This is a genomic window from Mariniflexile maritimum, from assembly GCF_009746565.1.
GTDB lineage: Bacteria > Bacteroidota > Bacteroidia > Flavobacteriales > Flavobacteriaceae > Mariniflexile > Mariniflexile maritimum.
On the sequence record NZ_WRPN01000002.1, the window covers coordinates 483,394 to 505,632 of the forward strand.

The 22,239-nt window shown below is 38.5% G+C and carries 19 protein-coding genes; 13 read left to right on the forward strand and 6 right to left on the reverse strand.

Going from position 1 to position 22,239, the window contains the following annotated elements:
* Positions 1–102: 102 nt before the first annotated feature.
* From topA to GQO80_RS04920, 3 genes are all read right to left on the reverse strand, one after another.
* Positions 103–2,592, reverse strand: a complete 2,490-nt coding sequence (gene topA, locus GQO80_RS04910) for a type I DNA topoisomerase (protein ID WP_157207205.1) — start codon at positions 2,590–2,592, stop codon at positions 103–105.
* Positions 2,593–2,736: 144 nt separating this feature from the next.
* Positions 2,737–3,498 carry a hypothetical protein gene (locus tag GQO80_RS04915; RefSeq protein WP_157207206.1) on the reverse strand — a complete coding sequence of 254 codons (762 nt, stop codon included), beginning with the start codon at positions 3,496–3,498 and terminating at the stop codon, positions 2,737–2,739.
* 129 nt (positions 3,499–3,627) lie between these two features.
* The gene (locus GQO80_RS04920; RefSeq protein ID WP_157207207.1) at positions 3,628–4,869 is read right to left on the reverse strand and encodes an LVIVD repeat-containing protein; all 1,242 of its coding nucleotides are present in this window, start codon (positions 4,867–4,869) and stop codon (positions 3,628–3,630) included.
* Between the two features lie 142 nt (positions 4,870–5,011).
* Here GQO80_RS04920 and miaB point away from each other — a divergent pair, with 142 nt between their 5' ends.
* From miaB to groL, 8 genes are all read left to right on the forward strand, one after another.
* Positions 5,012–6,460 carry a tRNA (N6-isopentenyl adenosine(37)-C2)-methylthiotransferase MiaB gene (gene miaB, locus GQO80_RS04925; RefSeq protein WP_157207208.1) on the forward strand — a complete coding sequence of 483 codons (1,449 nt, stop codon included), beginning with the start codon at positions 5,012–5,014 and terminating at the stop codon, positions 6,458–6,460.
* A 43-nt stretch (positions 6,461–6,503) separates the two neighbouring features.
* On the forward strand, positions 6,504–7,775 hold the full coding sequence (locus GQO80_RS04930) for a sigma 54-interacting transcriptional regulator (protein ID WP_157207209.1): 1,272 nt from the start codon (positions 6,504–6,506) through the stop codon (positions 7,773–7,775).
* A 98-nt stretch (positions 7,776–7,873) separates the two neighbouring features.
* A complete protein-coding gene (lptE, locus tag GQO80_RS04935) occupies positions 7,874–8,383 on the forward strand; it encodes an LPS assembly lipoprotein LptE (RefSeq protein ID WP_157207210.1) in 510 nt (169 codons plus the stop codon).
* 90 nt (positions 8,384–8,473) lie between these two features.
* Positions 8,474–9,415 carry a hypothetical protein gene (locus tag GQO80_RS04940; RefSeq protein WP_157207211.1) on the forward strand — a complete coding sequence of 314 codons (942 nt, stop codon included), beginning with the start codon at positions 8,474–8,476 and terminating at the stop codon, positions 9,413–9,415.
* Complete coding sequence (secG, locus tag GQO80_RS04945; RefSeq protein WP_157207212.1) at positions 9,415–9,783, forward strand: preprotein translocase subunit SecG; 369 nt, start codon at positions 9,415–9,417, stop codon at positions 9,781–9,783. Before GQO80_RS04940 ends, secG begins: the two co-directional genes overlap by 1 nt.
* A 142-nt stretch (positions 9,784–9,925) precedes the next feature.
* Positions 9,926–10,210: a co-chaperone GroES gene (locus tag GQO80_RS04950; RefSeq protein ID WP_157207213.1), complete on the forward strand. Its 285-nt coding sequence runs from the start codon at positions 9,926–9,928 to the stop codon at positions 10,208–10,210.
* Between the two features lie 33 nt (positions 10,211–10,243).
* Positions 10,244–10,621 (forward strand): four helix bundle protein, encoded by a 378-nt coding sequence (locus GQO80_RS04955; RefSeq protein WP_157207214.1) that lies wholly within the window; start codon positions 10,244–10,246, stop codon positions 10,619–10,621.
* Between the two features lie 12 nt (positions 10,622–10,633).
* On the forward strand, positions 10,634–12,265 hold the full coding sequence (gene groL, locus GQO80_RS04960) for a chaperonin GroEL (RefSeq protein WP_157207215.1): 1,632 nt from the start codon (positions 10,634–10,636) through the stop codon (positions 12,263–12,265).
* Positions 12,266–12,303: 38 nt separating this feature from the next.
* On the opposite strand, the gene GQO80_RS04965 is transcribed toward groL, so the two are convergent.
* From GQO80_RS04965 to metK, 3 genes are all read right to left on the reverse strand, one after another.
* Entirely contained in the window at positions 12,304–13,212 is a 909-nt protein-coding gene (locus GQO80_RS04965) for an IS3 family transposase (protein ID WP_198037728.1), read from the reverse strand.
* The gene (locus GQO80_RS15750) at positions 13,212–13,607 is read right to left on the reverse strand and encodes a hypothetical protein (RefSeq protein WP_198037723.1); all 396 of its coding nucleotides are present in this window, start codon (positions 13,605–13,607) and stop codon (positions 13,212–13,214) included. The genes GQO80_RS04965 and GQO80_RS15750 overlap by 1 nt, the downstream gene beginning before the upstream one ends.
* Before the next feature lie 108 nt (positions 13,608–13,715).
* On the reverse strand, positions 13,716–14,969 hold the full coding sequence (metK, locus tag GQO80_RS04970) for a methionine adenosyltransferase (RefSeq protein WP_157207216.1): 1,254 nt from the start codon (positions 14,967–14,969) through the stop codon (positions 13,716–13,718).
* Positions 14,970–15,552: 583 nt separating this feature from the next.
* On the opposite strand from metK, the gene ilvD reads away from it, so the two are divergent.
* The 5 genes from ilvD (at position 15,553) to GQO80_RS04995 (ending at position 22,178) form a co-directional block, all read left to right on the forward strand.
* Positions 15,553–17,238, forward strand: coding sequence for a dihydroxy-acid dehydratase (ilvD, locus tag GQO80_RS04975; RefSeq protein ID WP_157207217.1), 1,686 nt, complete (start codon positions 15,553–15,555; stop codon positions 17,236–17,238).
* A gap of 41 nt (positions 17,239–17,279) precedes the next feature.
* The gene (gene ilvB / locus GQO80_RS04980) at positions 17,280–19,013 is read left to right on the forward strand and encodes a biosynthetic-type acetolactate synthase large subunit (protein WP_157207218.1); all 1,734 of its coding nucleotides are present in this window, start codon (positions 17,280–17,282) and stop codon (positions 19,011–19,013) included.
* Positions 19,014–19,141: 128 nt separating this feature from the next.
* Entirely contained in the window at positions 19,142–19,675 is a 534-nt protein-coding gene (ilvN, locus tag GQO80_RS04985) for an acetolactate synthase small subunit (protein WP_157207219.1), read from the forward strand.
* A gap of 15 nt (positions 19,676–19,690) precedes the next feature.
* The gene (gene ilvC, locus GQO80_RS04990) at positions 19,691–21,166 is read left to right on the forward strand and encodes a ketol-acid reductoisomerase (RefSeq protein WP_157207220.1); all 1,476 of its coding nucleotides are present in this window, start codon (positions 19,691–19,693) and stop codon (positions 21,164–21,166) included.
* Between the two features lie 169 nt (positions 21,167–21,335).
* Positions 21,336–22,178 carry an aldo/keto reductase gene (locus GQO80_RS04995; RefSeq protein ID WP_157207221.1) on the forward strand — a complete coding sequence of 281 codons (843 nt, stop codon included), beginning with the start codon at positions 21,336–21,338 and terminating at the stop codon, positions 22,176–22,178.
* Positions 22,179–22,239 lie beyond the last annotated feature (61 nt).

Genomic DNA, 22,239 nt, shown 5'->3' on the forward strand with positions numbered 1-22,239 from the left:
GGCTTAAGGCAAATATCAAAAGAAATAATGACTTTTTAGGTACGGTTGCTATAAAATAATCACTTAAACATTCATTTGTTGATTGAGTACATTATAAGCAGATCATTTTTTTTTGGTGGTTGTTTTTTTCTTGGCCGTTTTCTTTTTTGGCGTTTTTTCCTCAATCAATGCTTTTACGGCCTCTAAAGTTAGTTTTGAAACATCAACCGATTTATCCAACTCTATTTTTAGTTTTCCTTTCAGGATATTGTGCCGTCCCCAACGGGCTTTTTCAACCCGAATCCCTTCTTGCTCCCAGTTATGTACAACCTTGTCGATATCTTTTTGAAGTTTGGTTTCAATCAGTTCAACAATATCCTTGTCCGATAAATGGTCCCAATCGTACTTGTTGCTTACATTAATGAACATGTTGTTCCATTTAATGAAGGGGCCAAACCGACCTTTTCCTTTTTGAACCGGCAATTTTTTATAGGTATAAATGGGTGCGTCGGCTTCTTGTTTTTCATTAATTAGGGCAATAGCGTCATCCAGTTCAACGCTAAGGGCCTCCATGCCTTTTGGAAGGGATATAAAGGTGTCGCCAAACTTTACATAAGGGCCAAAGCGGCCGTTGTTCACTTCAATATCTTCGCCTTTATAGGTGCCTAGGCTTTTAGGAAGCTGGAATAAATCCATCGCTTCTTGGTACGTTATGGTATTTAACTGCTGGTCTGGACTTAAACTGGCAAACTGCGGTTTTTCTTCATCATCTGGTGTGCCTATTTGTACCATGGGGCCAAATTTACCCAGGCGCACACTCACTTGTTTGCCTGTTTTGGGGTCGGTGCCTAAAATACGTTCGCCCGATTCCCTATCGGCATTTTCTTGAACATTTTCAACTTGCGGATGGAAATCATCATAAAACTCTTTCATCAAACTGGTCCAGTTAACTTTGCCTTCGGCGATGTTGTCGAAATCTTCTTCTACTTTCGCAGTAAAGTTGTAATCTAGGATATGCTCAAAATGGTTCACTAAAAAGTCGGTTACAATCATTCCAATATCGGTTGGTACTAATTTTCCTTTATCAGACCCCACTTTTTCGGTAAGCAATTTATCTTTTACAACGCCTTTTTTCAAGGTAAGTTGTGTATAATGGCGTTCTGAGCCTTCAACCGAGCCTTTTTCAACATAATTTCTGTTTTGGATGGTTGAAATGGTAGGCGCGTAAGTTGAAGGACGACCAATGCCCAATTCCTCCAGTTGCTTAACCAAGGACGCTTCAGTATAGCGATAAGGTGGGCGGGTATAGCGTTCGGTGGCGGTAATATAGTTGTTTAGAAGTTTTTCGTTTACTTTCATTGCCGGCAACATGCCTTCTTGTTCAACATCTTCCTCATCGGTACTTTCTAAATACACTTTTAAAAATCCGTCGAAAGTAATAACTTCCCCATTCGCCGTGAAATTTTCGTTGTGGGTTGAAGCACTAATTTTAACATTGGTACGCTCCAATTCGGCTTCACTCATTTGCGATGCGATGGCGCGTTTCCAAATCAAATCGTACAAACGTGCTTGATCTCTGTCAATATCAACCGAATGGGTCGCAAAATCGGTTGGTCGTATGGCCTCATGCGCTTCTTGGGCGCCTTTGGCATTACTGGTGTAATTTCTTGGTTTGCTGTATTTTGGGCCAAAAGCGTTCTCGATTTCAGCTTTGGCGCCGTTGCGGGCCTCATCGGATAAATTCACGCTATCGGTACGCATGTAGGTAATTAAACCAGCTTCATAAAGGCGTTGCGCCATGGTCATGGTTTTGCTAACCGAAAAATAGAGTTTACGAGATGCTTCTTGTTGTAAGGTTGAAGTTGTAAAAGGTGCAGCGGGTGCTTTTTTAGCAGGTTTTTTCTCTAAATCGGAAACCTTGAAACTTGCTGTAGCATTTTTTTCCAGAAATGCTTGTGCGTCTTCTTTTTCTGAGAAATGTTTAGCCAGTTTAGCTTTGAAGGTTTGTCCGGCTTCATTTGAAAATTCGGCATCGATGCGATACGATGCTTCAGCCTTAAAATCCTGGATTTCGCGTTCGCGTTCTACAATGAGGCGTACCGAAACCGATTGTACACGACCTGCCGATAAACCACCTTTTACTTTGCGCCACAAAACGGGCGAGAGTTCGTAACCAACAATTCTGTCTAACACACGGCGTGCCTGTTGCGCATCAACCAAATCGTAATCGATACCGCGTGGGTTTTCAATGGCTTTTTGAATGGCGGTTTTAGTAATTTCATGGAAAACAATACGCTTTGTTTTGTTTTTGTCCAATTTTAAAGTTTCGGCCAAATGCCATGCTATGGCTTCACCCTCGCGATCCTCATCACTTGCCAACCAAACCATATCGGCATTTTTAGCGAGGTCCTTTAGCTTTTTTACAACCGCTTTTTTATCTTTTGAAACTTCATAAGTGGGTTTAAAGTCGCCATCCACATTTACGCCCAATTCTTTTGAAGGAAGGTCGGCAATATGCCCAAAGCTGGATTCTACCTTGAAATCTTTTCCTAGAAATTTTTCGATCGTTTTTGCCTTAGCAGGTGACTCTACAATTACTAAATTCTTCGCCATACGTCTTTTTTTGAAGGTACAAATGTATATGAAAAAAAGTTTATCTGCCTAATTTTGCCGTTATCTGTACTATTTTTAAATAAAAATGGCCACATTCCATTAAATAATGCAGCCTTTTTTATGGAAATTTTCAAAATTAATCAATTACAGTCTTTCCTCATCTTGGTTAACGGCTTCCTTGTTAAAACCAATGGATTCTTTATAGATAAAATAAACAGGTATGTAGGCAAACGACATGGTAACGTAGATGCCAATACAGCACATTAAAAACCCAACGATACCCGATAAAAAGCCGGAAATAACAACCAAACCAAAGGTAAGCAGCCATTTTTTGTTGCCCAACTTAAAACTTGCCTTTATCATTTCGGAAGTTGAAAGCTCTGGGTTAAAGGCATAAATAACATTCATTAGCGTAATTGGGACCATTACATATATAATAGGAAACACGCATAGCAACATGGCTAATACCGAAATACCAAATGTGGCAAGCGATAAAGAAATGGTTTTGCCCAAATAGGGTCTTTTTAGGTAGAAAAAATAATCATCGTTGCCCATTTCCTCCAAATCCTTTAGTTTGCAAATCCTGAAAAAGGATGCCTTCATACCAAACCCTATCACTATCGCAATAAGTGTAAATACAAGTGCCAATATTCCAAAGGGTATCATAATAATAGGATTGAAATCTGAATGATCTTGCATGGTTTCTGGATTTAAAAACCCCATGGCAATCATTGGAATGTATATGATAAAGTACAAAGGAAGCATCAAAAGCATGGTAAGCAACACAACGACCAGTCCTTGAACCCAAACTTTTTTAAATAATTCGATGGATTGGTTAAAAATGGTTCCGAAATCCAATGCTGGGGCGCGTTCTATTTTTTCTAATAAACTGTTAATTGTATTCATGGTTATTTGGTTGGTTAATTTATGAATGATAAAAGTAAAATAATTTTTGAATTAAGCCTTGAAATTAATATCTAAACAAAAAAATCCTGCTGAGTGCAGGATTCATTATCTTTTTATTCTAGGTACAGCCTAATTTAAGGAGAATGAACTAATGAGTTGCACACCGTTCTGTACATGACTATATTGATATAAAATGTCGCCACCTATTATTAACAATTTATCTTCCAAAGGGATAACATCTTTAGATTGAATGTTCTTAAATTGTTTAATCATGTAAATTTTTAACGGATTTTCTTTGTTAAAAAGTTTTAAGCCGGCGTTTCCGTCACAAACAAACAACGTATTGTTCTTAATTCCTAAGCCATAAGGGTTGTCTAGCGCATATCTTGCAGCTAAAGTTGGTTTTGTTTTGTCTTTAATATCAATCACCTCAAGCACGCTTTCTTGCTCGCCACAATTATTTCCACCACGCAATGTTAAATAAGCATAATCGCCATCAACAACTACCGGGTCGCACCCTGTCCAATGCACAAATTCAGATAAACGATTTGGTTTTTCAGGATTCACTAAATCGTAAATATACATGCCATCCGTACTACCTATGTACAAATAATCATCTGCTTGAAACAACGTTTCTATGTTGTTCCCTGCGTAATAGGTGTTTGTTAATGTTGGTTTTGATAGGTTACTGATATTAAATATGAACATTTCATGCGAACCTACGGTATATAAATAATTATCTACAATTTGAAAACGTGCCAAAGAACCACCTTGCCCAGTAGTAGATTCTTTTGTGCCGGAGTTAAGTGCCACTCCTCCAAAATCAGCATCAATAAAACGGTTATCTGTTTTCTCCCTTCTTTCTTTAGTAACGGTCCATCCTACAATAATATCGGTTTGATAATTGAATTCCACATAATCAACAACTCTAATTCCAAGTGGTATTTGAAAATTATATACATTAAACACATCTTCTAACCTTTGTTTTAAAGAAATTGAATTCATGTTGGAAATATCAAAAACCAATAAATCGGTTGCGCTATCCGCATATAAAAAATCATCTTTTACCGAAATATCCTCATTTCCAGGGATTTTTAAAAACTTAATTCTTTTGGGGGATTTAGGATTGGAATTATCAATAACATGAATTCCTTTGTTAACATCACTAACAAAAATATAATCTTTGTAAGCATAAATTTTTCCGGATTTTTCAATATTTCTGGGAGCGACTATTTCAACAGATTTTCTAAATGCCGCCTTACTCATTATTTGAGGTGTAGCAACCTCCACAAGCTCATAATTGCTATCATCTTTATTGCAAGATAATGCAGTAATGAAAAATAGTGACCAAAAAATATATTTAAGTTTCATAGTTCTTGAAGTTTACTTATAGATGCTCAAAGCGATAGAAGGTTGCGTAAAATTCACAAAAAAAATAAACTGCCATTCTGTCATAAAACATAAATAAATTGTATCTTTGCATGCTTATTGAAAATGCGTGCTTTAGCAACCTATGGAAAAAATAATTGACGAAAATAAACAAGGCGAATCATTAGTTCTTGAACAAAAACAAGGAAACAAACGCAAACTTTTCATTGAAAGTTACGGTTGTGCCATGAATTTTAGCGATAGCGAAATTGTGGCCTCTATTTTAGCAGATCAAGGGTTTAACACCACCCAAAACCTGGAGGATGCCGATTTGGTTTTGGTAAACACCTGTTCCATTCGCGATAAGGCAGAACAGACCATACGCAAACGGTTGGAAAAATACAATGCCGTTAAACGGGACAGTAACCCCAAAATGAAGGTGGGCGTTTTGGGCTGTATGGCCGAACGCTTAAAGACCAAATTTTTGGAGGAAGAAAAAATTGTCGATTTGGTGGTAGGCCCCGATGCTTACAAAGATTTGCCAAATTTGCTCGCCGAAGTCGAGGAAGGGCGCGATGCCATTAACGTTATTTTATCGAAGGATGAAACCTATGGCGATATTTCACCGGTACGATTAAACAGCAACGGCGTTACGGCATTTGTTTCCATAACCCGTGGTTGCGACAATATGTGTACGTTTTGCGTGGTGCCTTTTACCAGGGGGCGTGAACGGAGCCGAGAACCACAAAGCATTCTTGAGGAAATTAACGATTTATGGAACAGGGGTTTTAAAGAAGTAACGCTTTTAGGACAAAACGTTGATAGTTACCTATGGTATGGCGGCGGCTTGAAAAAGGATTTCGATAAAGCCACCGATTTACAAAAAGCCACCGCGGTTAACTTTTCAAATTTATTAGAGCTTTGCGCAACGGCACAACCCAAAATGCGTATCAGGTTTTCAACTTCAAATCCACAAGATTTAACCTTGGATGTTATTGAAACCATGGCAAGGCACCAAAATATTTGCAACCACATCCACCTGCCCGTACAAAGTGGCAGCAACCGCATTTTAAAGGAAATGAACCGTTTGCACACCCGTGAAGAATACATGGCGTTAATTGACAATATCCGTCGTATCATTCCAAATTGTGCCATTAGCCAAGATATGATTGTTGGTTTCCCTTCTGAAACGGAAGCAGATTTTCAGGATACCATATCGTTAATGGAATATGTAAAATACGATTTTGGCTATATGTTTACCTATTCAGAGCGACCAGGTACCTTGGCAGAACGCAAATTGGAAGATGATGTTCCTGAGGAAACCAAAAAACGACGCTTAACGGAAATGGTTGACCTTCAGCAGGAACACAGTGGTTTTAGGACCCGACAAAACTTAAACACCATTGTAGAGGTACTCATTGAAAAGGAATCGAAAAAATCAACTACACATTGGTCGGGACGCACGCCACAAAATTTGGTAACCGTGTTCCCAAAAGAACATTATAAAATTGGCGATTTTGTAAAAGTAAAAATAACCGATTGCACAAGCGCAACTTTAATTGGGGAAGCTATTGGTCTTTCGGAAAACAATTAATAACAATAAATAATGAGATTCCTGCTTTCGCAGGAATAGGCTTATGGAATCTGTTCAAGCTATAAAACAACGATTTGGTATTATTGGCAACACTCCGTCGCTTAACCGCGCTATTGAAAAAGCCATTCAGGTAGCACCTACCGATATTTCTGTGCTGGTAACCGGCGAAAGCGGTGTTGGTAAAGAAAGTATTCCAAAAATAATACACCAACTGTCGCACCGCAAGCACAATAAGTACATTGCCGTAAACTGCGGCGCCATACCCGAGGGCACCATCGATAGTGAGCTTTTTGGGCATGAAAAAGGCTCGTTTACAGGCGCGACCCAAACCCGCGAAGGCTATTTTGAAGTGGCCGATGGCGGCACTATTTTTTTAGATGAAGTGGGCGAACTGCCCTTGACCACCCAAGTACGGCTTTTGCGCGTACTTGAAAATGGCGAGTTTTTAAAAGTGGGTTCCAGCAAAGTGCAAAAAACCAACGTGCGTATCGTGGCAGCTACCAATGCCAATATGTTTCAAGCAATTGGAAAAGGCGATTTTAGGGAAGATTTATACTACCGCTTAAGCACCGTCGATATACACTTGCCGCCATTGCGCGAACGTCAAGAAGACATTCACTTGTTGTTCAGGAAGTTTGCCAGCGATTTTGCTTTAAAGTACAAAATGCCAACAATAAAGTTGTCCGATGCCGCTGTTGAAACCCTTGTAGGTCATCGTTGGGCGGGTAATATCAGGCAATTGCGCAACATAGCCGAACAACTTTCGGTGTTAGAACAGAATCGAACCATTTCAAACGAAACCCTTAAAAGTTATTTGCCAACTTCGGGCGCCAATTTGCCGGCAGTAATAAAAACAGCAAAAGCTGAAAGCGATTTTAGTAGCGAACGCGAAATTCTATATAAAGTGCTTTTTGATATGAAAAGCGATTTGAACGATTTAAAAAAGCTTACCTTGGAGTTAATGAAAAACGGCAACGCCAAAGATGTTGAGAAGAATAATGAAACATTAATCCAGAAAATTTACGGAAATAACGATGAAAGTGATGCTGATTACGAGGAAGAACCGATAGAAAATGATGAGGTTATCTCCATTCCAGAACATACTTTAACCCGTGACGACAATCAAACGCCCCTAGATAAATACCATTTTGCAGAAGAAGTTGAAGAAGAGGAAACCCTTTCGTTACAGCACAAAGAATTGGAATTAATAAAAAAATCGCTCGAACGTCATAACGGAAAGCGTAAATTAGCAGCTGCCGAATTGGGCATAAGCGAACGTACCTTATACAGAAAAATTAAGCAATACGATCTCTAAAAAATGGCAACAGTCGCAGTTTACGGTTTTCATACAACAAAACAAAAACGAAATCGTTTATAAAAAGTCATGCTTGGCTTATTGAAGCATTTTAAAACATGAAAAAAACTTTAATTTACTTTTTACTTCTTACTTCTAACGTTTTACTTGTGGGTTGTGGTTTTTACTCGTTCACGGGTGCATCGGTACCCGCAAATGTAAAAACGTTTCAAGTTAATCGTTTTGAAAACAACGCTTTGTTGGTAGAACCCGGTTTAGAGCGCGATTTTAAATTGGCGCTGGAAGATTTGATACAGAACCAAACCAATTTAGGCTTGGTACAGTCTAATGGCGATTTGGTTTATGAAGGCGAAATAACCGATTACCGTATTTCGCCAACTACGGCAACTTCTGAAAATACGGCGGCTCAAAACAGATTGACCATAAGTGTAAAGGTGCGGTTTTTCAACCGGAAAAAAGAAGATGACGATTTAGAGCAATCCTTCTCGTTTTTTTACGATTATGCAGGTAGTTCCCAATTGATAGGCTCCTTGAAAACCACGGCACACGAAGAAATTTTTGAACGATTAACACAGGATATTTTTAATGCAACACTTGCTAAATGGTAGGTTTCAATTAAACAATTAAAAATAACCATATTTAAACTTTGCGTCTTAGCGCCCTTGCGAGAAAAATAATAATTAAATTTGGCTAAGCCAATGAACCAAACCGATTTTACATATCTGCTCCAGCATCCGCAGCACATCACACATCAACAAACGGTGGCTGTAAAATCCATTATCGATGAGTTTCCTTATTTTCAATCGGCACGCGCCATCTATCTTAAAGGATTAAAGGATCAAGAAAGTTTTAAGTACAATCAAGCGCTCAAAACCACAGCAGCCTACACCACCGATAGAAGTATTTTGTTCGATTATATAACTTCGGAAGTGTTCGTTCAAAATCAAATTTCACAATCCATCAAACAAAACACGGCACATTTAAAAGATATTGAAGTTGATGTTGAAGACATTTCAATAAACAGAAGCGTAACAATCGACGATCGTTTAAAACAGCAAATAAAGGAAACCACGGGTGTTCTGGACCCTACATTGTTTCAGACTAAAGAAGAACGCCCACAAAAAGCAGCCACTTTTGTTTTTGAGGATTCTGACCCCTTGGAGCCTTCATCCGAACCTGCAAAAGCAGAACCATCTGCCACCCAGATTTTAAACTTAGGAAAACCACTTGAGTTCAATAAAAGCGAAACACATTCCTTTAATGAATGGCTCAATTTAACACGTTTTAAACCCATTGAACGAAATGCCGAAACCCCTAAAAGCATTGATGAAACTGGGAAATTGGCCAAAATAGACAAACTTAAAAAATTTGAGTTGATCGAGGAGTTTATTGCCAAAAACCCAAAAATAAGCCCCGTGTCGTTTACGGTATCAAAAACAAATCTTGCCGAAGCACAAATGATACAACCCGAAGCTTTAATGACCGAAACTTTGGCCCGAATTTACCTCGAACAAAAAAACTATAAAAAAGCAATTCAATCTTATAAAATTTTAAGTTTGAAATATCCAGAAAAAAGTAGTTTCTTTGCAAACCAAATTGAAGCAATAGAACAATTACAAGAACAAAACAATAAGAAATAATGAGTACGTTTACAATATTTTTGGCATTAATAGTGGTAGTAGCCTTTTTACTAATTGTTGTAATTATGGTTCAAAACCCCAAAGGAGGCGGGTTGTCATCATCATTTGGCGGTGGCGGTACCCAACAATTGGGCGGTGTAAAAAAGACTACCGACTTTTTAGACAAAAGCACCTGGACACTGGCAACTTTATTGTTGGCACTAATATTACTGTCCAATGTGGCAATTAACAGGGGTGGCGAAAGTGCAGAGTCTAAAGCTCTCGATAAAAATGCGCCAACCACACAGCCTTTGCCAGCATCGCAACCATTGCCAACAAACACGCCGGCACCAAATAATGCCGCACCAAAAGATAAAGCAGCCCAATAAATTATGCTGAAACAGTATAAAAATGCCAACTTTCAAAGTTGGCATTTTTTGTTCCTGTAAGTTTGTCAGTTTACCAGCATTGGCACACTTTTAGACTCATACAATCCCGTAAACATTAATTTTTAACTTAAAAATATTTCATATGTCATTAAACATTAAACCAATTGCAGGCACTAACAACAGGATAGTTTTAGAGCCTGCTGCAGCTGAGACCAAAACAGCATCCGGAATCATCATTCCAGACAACGCTAAAGAAAAACCGCAAAAAGGGACAATTGTAGCAGTTGGTAATGATTCTAAAGATGAAACTCCTACTGTTAAAGTTGGCGATACTGTTTTGTATGGTAAATATGCTGGAACCGAACTAAAACTTGAAGGAAAGGACTATTTGATTATGCGCGAAAGCGATATATTGGCAATTATATAATTTGCTACAAGCGGTAGGCCTTAAGCTATAAGCATGAGAGACTTTAAAAAGTATCATATTTGGAATTTGAGTCATGAATTAACGCTAGAAACCTATTCTAATACTAATTCATTTCCAAAAGACGAAATTTACGGCTTAACCTCTCAAATAAGAAGATCTTCAACCACAATTCCTGCAAATATTTCAGAAGGCTGTGGCAGAGATTCAGATTTAGAATTCAACAGATTTCTAACCATAGCATTAGGGTCGGCAAGCGAAACCGAGTACTTAATCATTTTAGCAAAGGGCTTAGGCTTTATAGAAGATAATCAAGCCAGTGTTCTTGTTGAAAAAGTAAACGTTATTAAAAGTAAAACACATCAATTAAAACAAAAATTAAAATTAGCTTATGGCATAAAGCCTAAAGCGTAAATCAGAAAAATTATGGCAAAAGATATAAAATTTGATATTGAAGCACGCGACGGTTTAAAACGTGGTGTGGACGCATTGGCAAATGCAGTAAAAGTAACTTTAGGGCCAAAAGGGCGCAATGTTATTATTAGTAAATCATTCGGTGCACCACAGGTTACCAAAGATGGTGTTACCGTTGCAAAAGAAATTGAGCTAAAGGACGCCCTAGAAAATATGGGTGCGCAAATGGTTAAGGAAGTTGCTTCCAAAACCAACGATTTAGCAGGCGACGGTACTACAACGGCTACCGTTTTAGCACAGGCAATCGTTAAAGAAGGCTTGAAAAACGTTGCTGCCGGTGCCAACCCAATGGATTTAAAACGTGGTATTGATAAAGCAGTGGATGCCATTATCAAAGACTTGGAAAAACAATCCAAAAAAGTAGGTAATTCTTCTGAAATGATTAAGCAAGTGGCTTCAATTTCAGCTAATAACGACGATACTATTGGCGATTTAATCGCAAAAGCGTTCAGTAAAGTTGGTAAAGAAGGCGTTATTACCGTTGAAGAAGCTAAAGGTATGGATACTTATGTTGATGTTGTTGAAGGTATGCAATTCGATCGTGGGTATTTGTCGCCTTATTTTGTTACCGATACCGATAAGATGATTGCCGATTTGGATAATCCGTACATTTTATTGTTCGATAAAAAGATTTCAAACTTACAGGAAATACTTCCCATACTTGAGCCCGTTGCACAATCGGGTCGTCCGTTATTAATTGTTGCTGAAGATGTTGATGGTCAAGCCCTTGCTACTTTGGTAGTGAACAAATTACGTGGCGGATTGAAAATTGCTGCCGTAAAAGCACCAGGATTTGGCGACAGACGTAAGGCCATGCTTGAAGATATAGCCATTTTAACCGGTGGCACCGTAATTTCTGAAGAGCGTGGTTTCACTTTAGAGAACGCCGATTTAAGCATGTTAGGTACTGCCGAAACCGTGACGGTTGATAAAGATAATACCACCATTGTTAATGGGGCTGGCGATGCTAAAGACATTAAAGCACGCGTTAACCAAATAAAAGCGCAAATAGAAGCCACAACAAGCGACTACGATAAAGAAAAGCTACAAGAGCGTTTGGCTAAATTAGCCGGCGGCGTTGCGGTACTTTATGTGGGTGCAGCGAGTGAAGTGGAAATGAAAGAGAAAAAAGACCGTGTGGATGATGCATTGCACGCAACCAGAGCTGCCGTTGAGGAAGGCATAGTTGCTGGTGGTGGTGTTGCCTTGGTAAGGGCAAAATCGGTTTTAGAAAAAATTACAACCGAAAACCTTGATGAAGTTACAGGCATACAAATAGTAGCACGCGCTATTGAAGCACCATTGCGAACCATTGTTGAAAATGCTGGGGGCGAAGGTAGTGTGGTGGTAGCAAAAGTTATGGAAGGCAAAGGCTCTTTTGGATACGATGCCAAGTCTGAAACCTATGTTGATATGTTGAAGGCTGGTATTATCGACCCAAAAAAAGTAACCCGTATCGCTCTGGAAAATGCAGCTTCGGTTGCCGGTATGATATTAACCACCGAGTGCGCTTTAATTGATGTTAAAGAAGATGCCCCAGCTATGCCAGGAGGCATGGGTGGCGGTATGCCGGGAATGATGTAGTAGAAAATGCTGTGACGTACTAAAATAGCGTTACAGAATTAATAAATTAAAGGTAGTGATTTTTTATTGCTACCTTTTTTGTTTTTATACTGTTTTCTTTTGATAGTTTTTTGTCTGTGCATCTGATTAGGAGTCAACATATAATTTGATAAATGTGGCCTAAAGTTATTGTAAATCTCTATTGCATTTTGCACTAATTTTGTCTTAATTTCTAAGTTAGTATCATACTTATCAACTGCAAATTCTTGTTTTAAAATACCGTTTATTCGTTCTGCAATTGCATTTTCATAAGGATCGTATTGTTCAGTCATACTTGATCTAATATCATTTTTATCTAAAACCTGTTGGTATTCATTCGAACAATATTGTAAGCCTCTATCAGAATGGTGTATAACGGGCTGATTTTTGTAAACTCTATGTTTCAGTGCCATTTCTAAAGCAAGTAACGACCCCTTTACATTTAAACTATCAGAAACATTGTATCCCATAATTTTCTTAGAATAGGCATCTGTTATTAAAGCTAAATAACTTGGGTTTTTCCTATTTCCAATATACGTAATATCACTTACCCAAACTTGCTCTGGTCTTATAAACTCTATTTCTTTAATTTGGTTTTTATGCTTCCTAAAGCGATGATGAGAATTTGTTGTGATATGATATTTCTTTTTAGGTTTTATTAATAAATTGTTAGCCTTGAGTATTTTAAATAATTTATCTCTACCAACTTTGAGTTCTTGTAACTGATCTTCTAATAAATAATAAAGTTTTCTTGTGCCAATTTTTGGCATTACAATACGTTTTGATTTAACTAATGTTATCACCTTAAAACTCAATTCTAACTTCTCTTTTGCAGATTTAATATCACGATAATAAACCTGTCTATTAACCCCAAGTAAATCACAGGTAGCTTTTATGCTTTGTTTGTGTTGTTTTGAGAAGTATTCTATTACTTGGGTTCTTGCTTTTTTCTGATAGGAATATTAAACTCTTTTTCAGCAATATCGATCATCATATCAAACAGAATCGCTTTTTTATCAGCTCTTTCTGCTAAATATTCTGCTCTATTTTTCTGCTTTTCTAGTAATTTAACCTGTTGTTCTAATTCTAAAATACGTTGCTCTGGAGTTTTAGACATCCCTTTTTGAATTGTATATTGATAATCAAAGTTACCATATTTTTTTAACCAAGTACGAACTGTAGAAGCTGCTTGTATTCCATACTTCTCTAATGCCCCTGTGGTTGTTAATAATCCGTGTTCAATTTCTTCAACAATTTGAAGTTTTAAACTTAAACTATAATCTTTTTGTGTGCGCTTTTTGTAATTTGAATCTTCTAGTTCCATTTTAAATAGTGGTTAGTGTATCACTATTTTAGGACGAGACATGCTATCAATAAAAAAAACGCTTCAAACTGGTTTGAAGCGTTTTTTTTATGCTGTAATTAAGGAGCTTTACAGCCCAAAAGCAGCTTTTACTTGATCAACATAATCCAGTTTTTCCCAAGTAAACAATTCAACGTCCAATGTTATGCTTTCGCCATTAGGCTGGTTAAATGTTTTGGTAACAACTGTGTTTTCACGACCCATGTGGCCGTAAGCAGCCGTTTCACTATAAATGGGGGCGCGTAATTTTAAGCGTTCCTCTATGGCGAACGGGCGCATATCAAATATTTTAGCCACAATTTCGGCAATTTCCCCATCGGTCATATTAAATGGGCAAGTGCCGTAAGTATTAATAAAAATGCCCATAGGTTCAACCACGCCAATAGCATAACTTACCTGTACCAACACTTCATCGGCAACACCAGCGGCAACTAGGTTTTTGGCAATATGGCGGGTTGCGTAAGCAGCACTTCTATCTACTTTGCTCGGGTCTTTCCCAGAAAATGCACCGCCACCATGTGCACCTTTTCCACCATAAGTGTCCACAATAATTTTTCTGCCCGTTAGTCCGGTATCGCCATGTGGTCCACCAATAACAAACTTACCTGTTGGGTTAATATGGTATTTAATAGCACTGTTGAAAAGTGCTTGTAGGTTTTTAGGCAATTTTGAAATTACCCTAGGTATTAATATGTTAACAATGTCTTTTCTAATTTTGGCAAGCATCGTGTCATCATCCGCAAAATCGTCATGTTGTGTAGAAACCACAATGGCATCAATACGTTGTGGCACATTATCATCGCTGTATTCAATGGTAACTTGACTTTTGGAATCGGGTCTTAAATAGGTAATTTCATTATTTTCTCGACGCAGTTCGGCAAGTTCCTTTAAAATAAGGTGCGATAAATCTAAGGCCAAAGGCATAAAGTTTTCGGTTTCATTAGTGGCATAGCCAAACATCATGCCCTGGTCGCCAGCACCTTGCTGTTCCTTGGTAGCTCTGTCAACGCCCCGGTTAATATCGTCCGATTGTTCATGGATGGCCGAAAGCACACCGCACGAGTTGCCATCAAACATATAAGCACCTTTGGTATAGCCAATCTTGTTTATGGTGTCGCGGGCAATTTTTTGTACATCTAAATAGGTGTTCGATTTCACCTCCCCGGCAAGTATTACTTGGCCCGTTGTAACTAGGGTTTCACAGGCAACTTTCGAATCTTTGTCGAAAGCTAAAAAATGATCTATTAAAGCATCGCTAATTTGGTCTGCTACTTTATCGGGGTGTCCTTCCGAAACGCTTTCCGAAGTAAATAAATATGGCATATAGTTTAAATTGTGCAGGCGATTTGACGATAACGTCGAAGGAAGTTTACACTGCCTTTAGCATTTTTATTTATACTGAAACAAATTCGGTACAAAGAGGTTGCAATCAGTCAAATCTTTCCTCTGTTATTTGTTTTGCAAAAGTAAAAAAATAAAAGTAAGTACGAATTGTTTTTTGTTTTTTTAACGGAAAAAATAAGCTATCACGATTAAATTTCAAATATTTGTGTTTCATTAAATGAACAGGCAAATATTAAATAGGCGTCGTTATGATTATTCCATAATGATAGGAAGGCTATTTGCATGAATACAATACGAATTTATAGACCTTCCAAAAACGGAAGGTTTTTTTTGCATTATTTTTTAATTTTGAACATCATAAAAATAAGTATTTAAAAAACTGGTATTCAATGTTTTAAATTATTTTTAAACTTAATGGGTTTAGCCTTAAATAAGAAACAACCATCGAAGAAACGGCCTAATAATTTAATTTCGGTCACTAATTTAAGCAGAAACAAAAACTTCTTTAATTAAAAGATAGCATACAATTAATAGCAAGCATAAAAATTATAAGTAATAAAAAATGAACAAACTCAATAAACACAGTAGTAGATTAACCCAAGATGTATCACAACCCGCTTCGCAAGCCATGTTATATGCCGTAGGCTTAAATGATGAAGACATGCAAAAAGCCCAAGTAGGCATTGCCAGTACTGGTTTTGATGGCAACCCATGCAACATGCACTTAAACAATATCGCCGCCGAGGTGAAAATTGAATGTAAAATAACAGGCTTAGTGCCTTTAATATTCCATACAATTGGTGTGAGCGATGGTATTTCTATGGGAACTTCGGGCATGAACTATTCTTTGGCCTCAAGGGACATTATAGCAGATTCGATAGAAACCGTTATGAACGCTCAAAGTTATGACGCGCTAATATCGGTTGTTGGGTGTGATAAAAATATGCCAGGGGCAGTCATTGCCATGTTGCGTTTAAACCGTCCGTCAATCATGATGTATGGCGGCACCATAGTATCGGGAAAATATAAAGGAAGAAAACTTAATATCGTTTCAGCTTTTGAGGCTTTAGGACAAAAGGTTGCAGGTGAAATTGATGATGAAGAATACCGGGAAATCATAAAAAGCGCCATCCCGGGAGCAGGGGCATGTGGAGGTATGTACACCGCAAACACCATGGCTTCGGCCATTGAATGTATGGGCTTTTCATTGCCCTATAATTCGTCTATTCCAGCTGAAAACCCAAATAAATTATCGGAAAGCGAACGTACGGCCATCGCCATTAAAAACCTTTTGGAATTGGATTTGAAGCCTTTGGACATTATTTCAAAGAAATCCATTGAAAATGCGATTGCCCTAGTAAACGCCCTGGGCGGATCTACAAATGCGGTACTGCACTTTTTAGCAATTGCACATGCTGCCGATATTGAATTTACCTTAGAGGATTTTCAGCGTATAAGCGATAGAACACCATTGATAGCCGATTTAAAACCTAGCGGAAAATATTTAATGGAAGATGTGCACGGTATTGGTGGAACTCCCGCCGTTATGAAGTATTTGTTGGATAACGGTTATTTACACGGCGATTGCATGACGGTAACCGGAAAAACATTGGCCGAAAATCTAGCCGATGTGGAACCACTTACCTTTGAAGATGGTCAAGATGTTATTCACCCCAAGGACCATCCATTAAAATCATCAGGAAATCTGCAAATTCTTTATGGAAACTTAGCTCCCGAAGGGGCTGTGGCAAAAATATCAGGAAATGAAGGCTTGCTTTTTGAAGGAAAAGCGGTGGTGTATGATAGCGAACAAGCTGCAAATACGGGTATTTCAAATGGCGAAGTTGAAAAAGGAGACGTGGTTGTTATTCGCTATGTAGGCCCAAAAGGAGGCCCGGGCATGCCAGAAATGTTAAAGCCAACATCGCTTATCATGGGTGCAGGTTTAGGAAAATCGGTGGCTCTAATTACCGATGGCCGTTTTTCTGGCGGGACACACGGTTTTGTGGTGGGCCATATTACCCCAGAAGCGCAAGATGGTGGCACCATAGGCTTATTAAAAACAGGCGATAAAATTAGAATTAGTGCAGAAAACAATACCATTAACGTGCTTATTTCAGAAGAAGAATTGGCCGAAAGAAAAGCAAAATGGATACAACCAGCATTGAAACACAAAAAAGGAATATTATATAAGTACGCAAGATCGGTATCATCAGCTTCAAAGGGTTGTGTTACAGATGCCTTTTAATTCCTGCACCCACAATCATCCCAATAATTTAAGTAGCGATTATGAATACACAAACAGCAAATAACACACACGAAGTGGCACAAGAAACCATACGCATTACCGGAAGCGAAGCTATTATAAGATGCTTGTTGGCAGAAGGTGTTGACATTCTTTACGGTTACCCCGGAGGTGCCATCATGCCGGTTTATGATGAATTATATAAATTTAGAAATGAAATCCATCATGTTTTAACACGCCATGAGCAAGGTGCAGCCCATGCTGCCCAAGGTTATGCCCGCATTTCCGGAAGAGTGGGGGTAGCCATAGCAACATCAGGCCCGGGAGCTACCAACCTTATTACTGGCATTGCCGATGCGCAAATAGACTCCACGCCCATTGTTTGCATCACTGGGCAAGTGGCTTCGCATTTATTAGGTAGTGACGCCTTTCAAGAAACCGATATCGTGGGTATCTCTACCCCTGTTACTAAATGGAACCATCAAATAACAAAGTCTGAAGACATCCCCAGCATTATAGCGAAAGCATTTTATATTGCTAGAAGCGGGCGTCCAGGGCCCGTGCTAATCGATATAACTAAAGATGCCCAGTTTGGTGAGTTGGATTTTAAATATGAAAAATGCACAGGTATAAGAAGTTATATACCAATTCCAAAAACAAATCCAGAAGCTGTTTTAGCGGCGGCCGAATTGATAAATAACGCCAAAAAGCCATTAATAGTTTGGGGGCAAGGTGTGATTTTGGGAAAGGCAGAAAATGAATTAAAAGCCATTGTGGAAAAAACTGGAATTCCTGCTGCATGGACCATCTTGGGGGCTTCTGCGCTACCAACCTCACATCCATTAAACGTTGGTATGGTTGGCATGCACGGTAATTATGCACCCAATAAACTAACAAATGAATGTGATGTGCTTATTGCCATAGGCATGCGTTTCGACGACCGAGTTACGGGCAATTTAAGTACCTATGCGAAACAGGCAAAAATTGTACATTTTGATATTGACCCTTCAGAAATAGATAAAAATGTTAAAACAGATGTGGCGGTGATAGGCAATTCAAAAGATAGTTTAGCAAAACTATTGCCCTTGTTAAATGAAAATAATCATGCTGCATGGTTACAGGAATTTCATGATTTGTACCACATCGAATTTGAAAAAGTGATAAAACACGATCTGTCGCCTACAAAAGAAGGATTAACCATGGGCGAGGTTATCAAACAAATCAATACAGAAACCAATGGGCATGCCGCTATTGTTTCCGATGTGGGACAGCATCAAATGATTGCTTGCCGTTATGCCCAATTTACCACTACAAAAAGTAACATTACCTCCGGCGGTTTGGGCACCATGGGCTTTGCGCTCCCAGCGGCCATAGGCGCTAAAATGGCCGCACCCGATAGGGAGGTGGTTGCTATTATTGGCGATGGCGGTTTCCAAATGAACATTCAGGAGTTAGGTACCATTTTTCAGCAAAAAGCTGCCGTAAAAGTGGTAGTTTTGAACAACGAGTTTTTGGGTATGGTACGCCAGTGGCAACAGTTGTTTTTCGATAAGCGCTATGCATCCACCGAAATGACCAACCCCGATTTTATAGCCATTGCAAAAGGCTACTACATGAACGCCAAACGGGTTACAAAACGCGAGGAATTGGCCGGTGCCATTAAGGAAATGATTGCTTCAAAGGAAGCCTATTTTCTTGAAGTTTGCGTGGAAAAGGAAGATAATGTGTTTCCTATGATACCATCGGGGGCGTCGGTTTCAGACATACGTTTGGAATAAAGAACTTTGAAAAATAGAGAAACGAACATAGAACAAAGCATATAGAATCAAGAGGTGGTGCAAAGAGTTTCAATTTAAGACAACACAGGTCTTTCCTCTTTTCCCTATTCTCTATCATCTTTTTAAAAATGGACCAAGACATAAAAACATTCACGATTTCAATTTATACCGAAAACAACATCGGCTTGTTAAATCGGGTTTCCGCTATTTTTCAGCGCAGACACATTAATATCGAAAGTTTAACAACCTCACAATCGGAAATTGATGGTGTAAACAGGTTTGTAATCGTTGTAAATATTACAGAGGCGCAAGCAAAAAAAATCGTGGGGCAATTTGAAAAGCAGGTTGAAGTGATAAAAGCCTATTATCATACCGACGAACAAACTATTTTCACCGAGTCCTGTATGTTCAAGATAAAATCGGCGTTACTGTTTGAAGAACCTCAAATCCAAAACATCATCAAAGAAAGCAATACGCGTATCGTTACTGTAAACAAAGAGTTTTTTGTGCTCGAAAAATCGGGCAGAAGAAATGAAATTGAGTCACTGCGCCGCGACTTGAACGTATTTGGCATCATGCAATTTGTACGTTCCGGCCGTATTGCGGTAACCAAGGATGAAATGAAAATAAGCGAAATGCTCGTAGCATTCAATAATCAATAATAACTAAAATAAAAAATGGGAAATTATTTTAACACACTATCATTAAGAGATAAATTAACACAACTTTCTAAGTGTCGTTTTATGGACGCTTCCGAGTTTGAAGATGGTGTCAATGTTTTAAAAGGAAAAAAAATCGTTATCATAGGATGCGGTGCACAAGGGCTTAACCAAGGGTTGAACATGCGGGATTCCGGATTGGATATTTCGTACGCTTTACGTGCAGAAGCCATTGCAGAAAAGCGTAAATCGTTTGTAAACGCATCCGAAAACGGGTTTAACGTGGGCACTTATGAGGCGTTAATTCCAACAGCCGACCTCGTTTTGAATCTAACCCCAGACAAACAGCATACCAGCGTGATAAAAGCGGTGATGCCTTTAATGAAAAAAGGGGCCACCTTGTCGTATTCACACGGTTTCAATATTGTTGAGGAAGGCACGCAAATACGAAAAGACCTAACCGTTATCATGGTGGCACCAAAATGTCCGGGAACTGAAGTTAGGGAAGAATACAAAAGAGGTTTCGGTGTGCCAACATTAATTGCGGTACACGAAGAAAACGACCCAGAAGGTAAAGGGTGGGCGCAAGCAAAAGCCTATGCGGCGGCAACCGGTGGCGATAGAGCGGGTGTGTTGGCATCGTCTTTTATTGCCGAGGTGAAGTCCGATTTAATGGGCGAGCAAACCATTCTTTGTGGCTTGTTGCAAACGGGGTCTATCCTATGTTTCGATAAAATGGTCGAAAAAGGCATCGAGCCGGGGTATGCATCAAAATTAATCCAATACGGTTGGGAAACAGTTACCGAAGGCCTTAAATATGGAGGTATTACCAACATGATGGACCGCCTTTCAAACCCAGCTAAAATTAAGGCTTTTGAACTATCGGAAGAATTAAAAGACATCATGCGTCCATTATTCCAAAAGCACATGGATGATATTATGGAAGGCCGTTTTTCTAGTGGCATGATGGCCGATTGGGCTAACAACGATGAAAAATTGTTAACTTGGAGGGCTGCAACCGCTGAAACGGCGTTTGAAAAAACACCCGCTGGGAATGTTGAAATTTCAGAACAAGAATACTACGATGACGGCGTTTTAATGGTTGCCATGGTTCGTGCAGGCGTAGAATTGGCGTTTGAAGCGATGACCGATTCTGGCATCATCGATGCCTCGGCATATTACGAATCGTTACACGAAACCCCACTTATAGCCAACACCATTGCAAGACGTAAACTTTACGAAATGAACAGTGTTATTTCGGATACTGCAGAATACGGTTGTTATTTATTCGATCATGCATGCAAACCTTTATTGGCCGATTTTATGAAGAAAATCGATACCAATGTTATTGGGAAAGCATACGCAAAAGATAACGGAAAAGCTGTAGATAACGCCAAATTAATTGCCGTAAACAAAGCGTTAAGGGAGCATCCCGTTGAAAAAATAGGCTCGTTTTTAAGAGCGTCCATGACGGCTATGAAACCAATAGTATAGCCGTAAAATTAATTTATCCCGACCTGCAAGGTTTTTAAAACCTTGCAGGTCTTTTTTTATATATAAAGTCTTGTTGAATTGTTTATATTAGGGTTATAATTTGGTTGTGTGCAACCTTACAAAATAACCATTTAGAAACATTGACAAAAAATACTGAAAGGATAAAACAATGAAAGAACACTTCAAATTAAACAACGATGTGAAAATTCCATCGCTAGGTTTTGGTACTTGGCAATCACCAGATGGAGAAATTGCAATAAATTCAATAAAAACCGCTATAGCATCGGGTTACAGACATATAGATGCAGCAGCAATTTATAATAACGAAAAAAGTATAGGTTTAGGCATCAAGAATTGTGGAATTGAACGTGAAGAACTTTTTGTTACGAGCAAATTATGGAATACAGAACGAGGATATAATACAGCCTTAAAAGCATTTAACAAGTCACTAAAAGACTTAAATCTTGAATATCTCGACCTGTATCTTATACATTGGCCTGCTTCATCTAATCAATTTAAAAATTGGGAAAAAATCAATTCAGATAGTTGGCGTGCGATGGAAGAACTTTATAAAGAAGGTAGAATAAGGGCAATTGGTGTAAGCAATTTTCATCAGCATCATCTTGAACCATTAATGGAAAATGCAGAAATTTTACCTGCTGTAAATCAAATAGAATACCATCCAGGATTTACGCAAAATGATTGCGTAAAATTTTGTAAAGAAAATAATATTTTGGTTGAAGCTTGGAGTCCGCTTGGAACAGGAAGAGTTTTAGAAAATGAAATATTGAAAAGTATTGCCGTTAAATACAACAAATCGGTAGCTCAACTGTGTATTCGTTGGGCATTACAGAACGCGATACTACCTTTGCCAAAATCAATTACACCAAGTAGAATACAGGAAAATTTTGATGTTTTTGATTTTGAAATTTCAGAATCCGATATGACAACAATTAATAGAATGGATAGCTTTGGATTTTCAGGCTTAAATCCTGATTCCGTTGATTTTTGACTTCAAAATTTAAAATTAACAAAAGACAAACTTAAGGCGTATATAAAAAATAGCGGTTTTG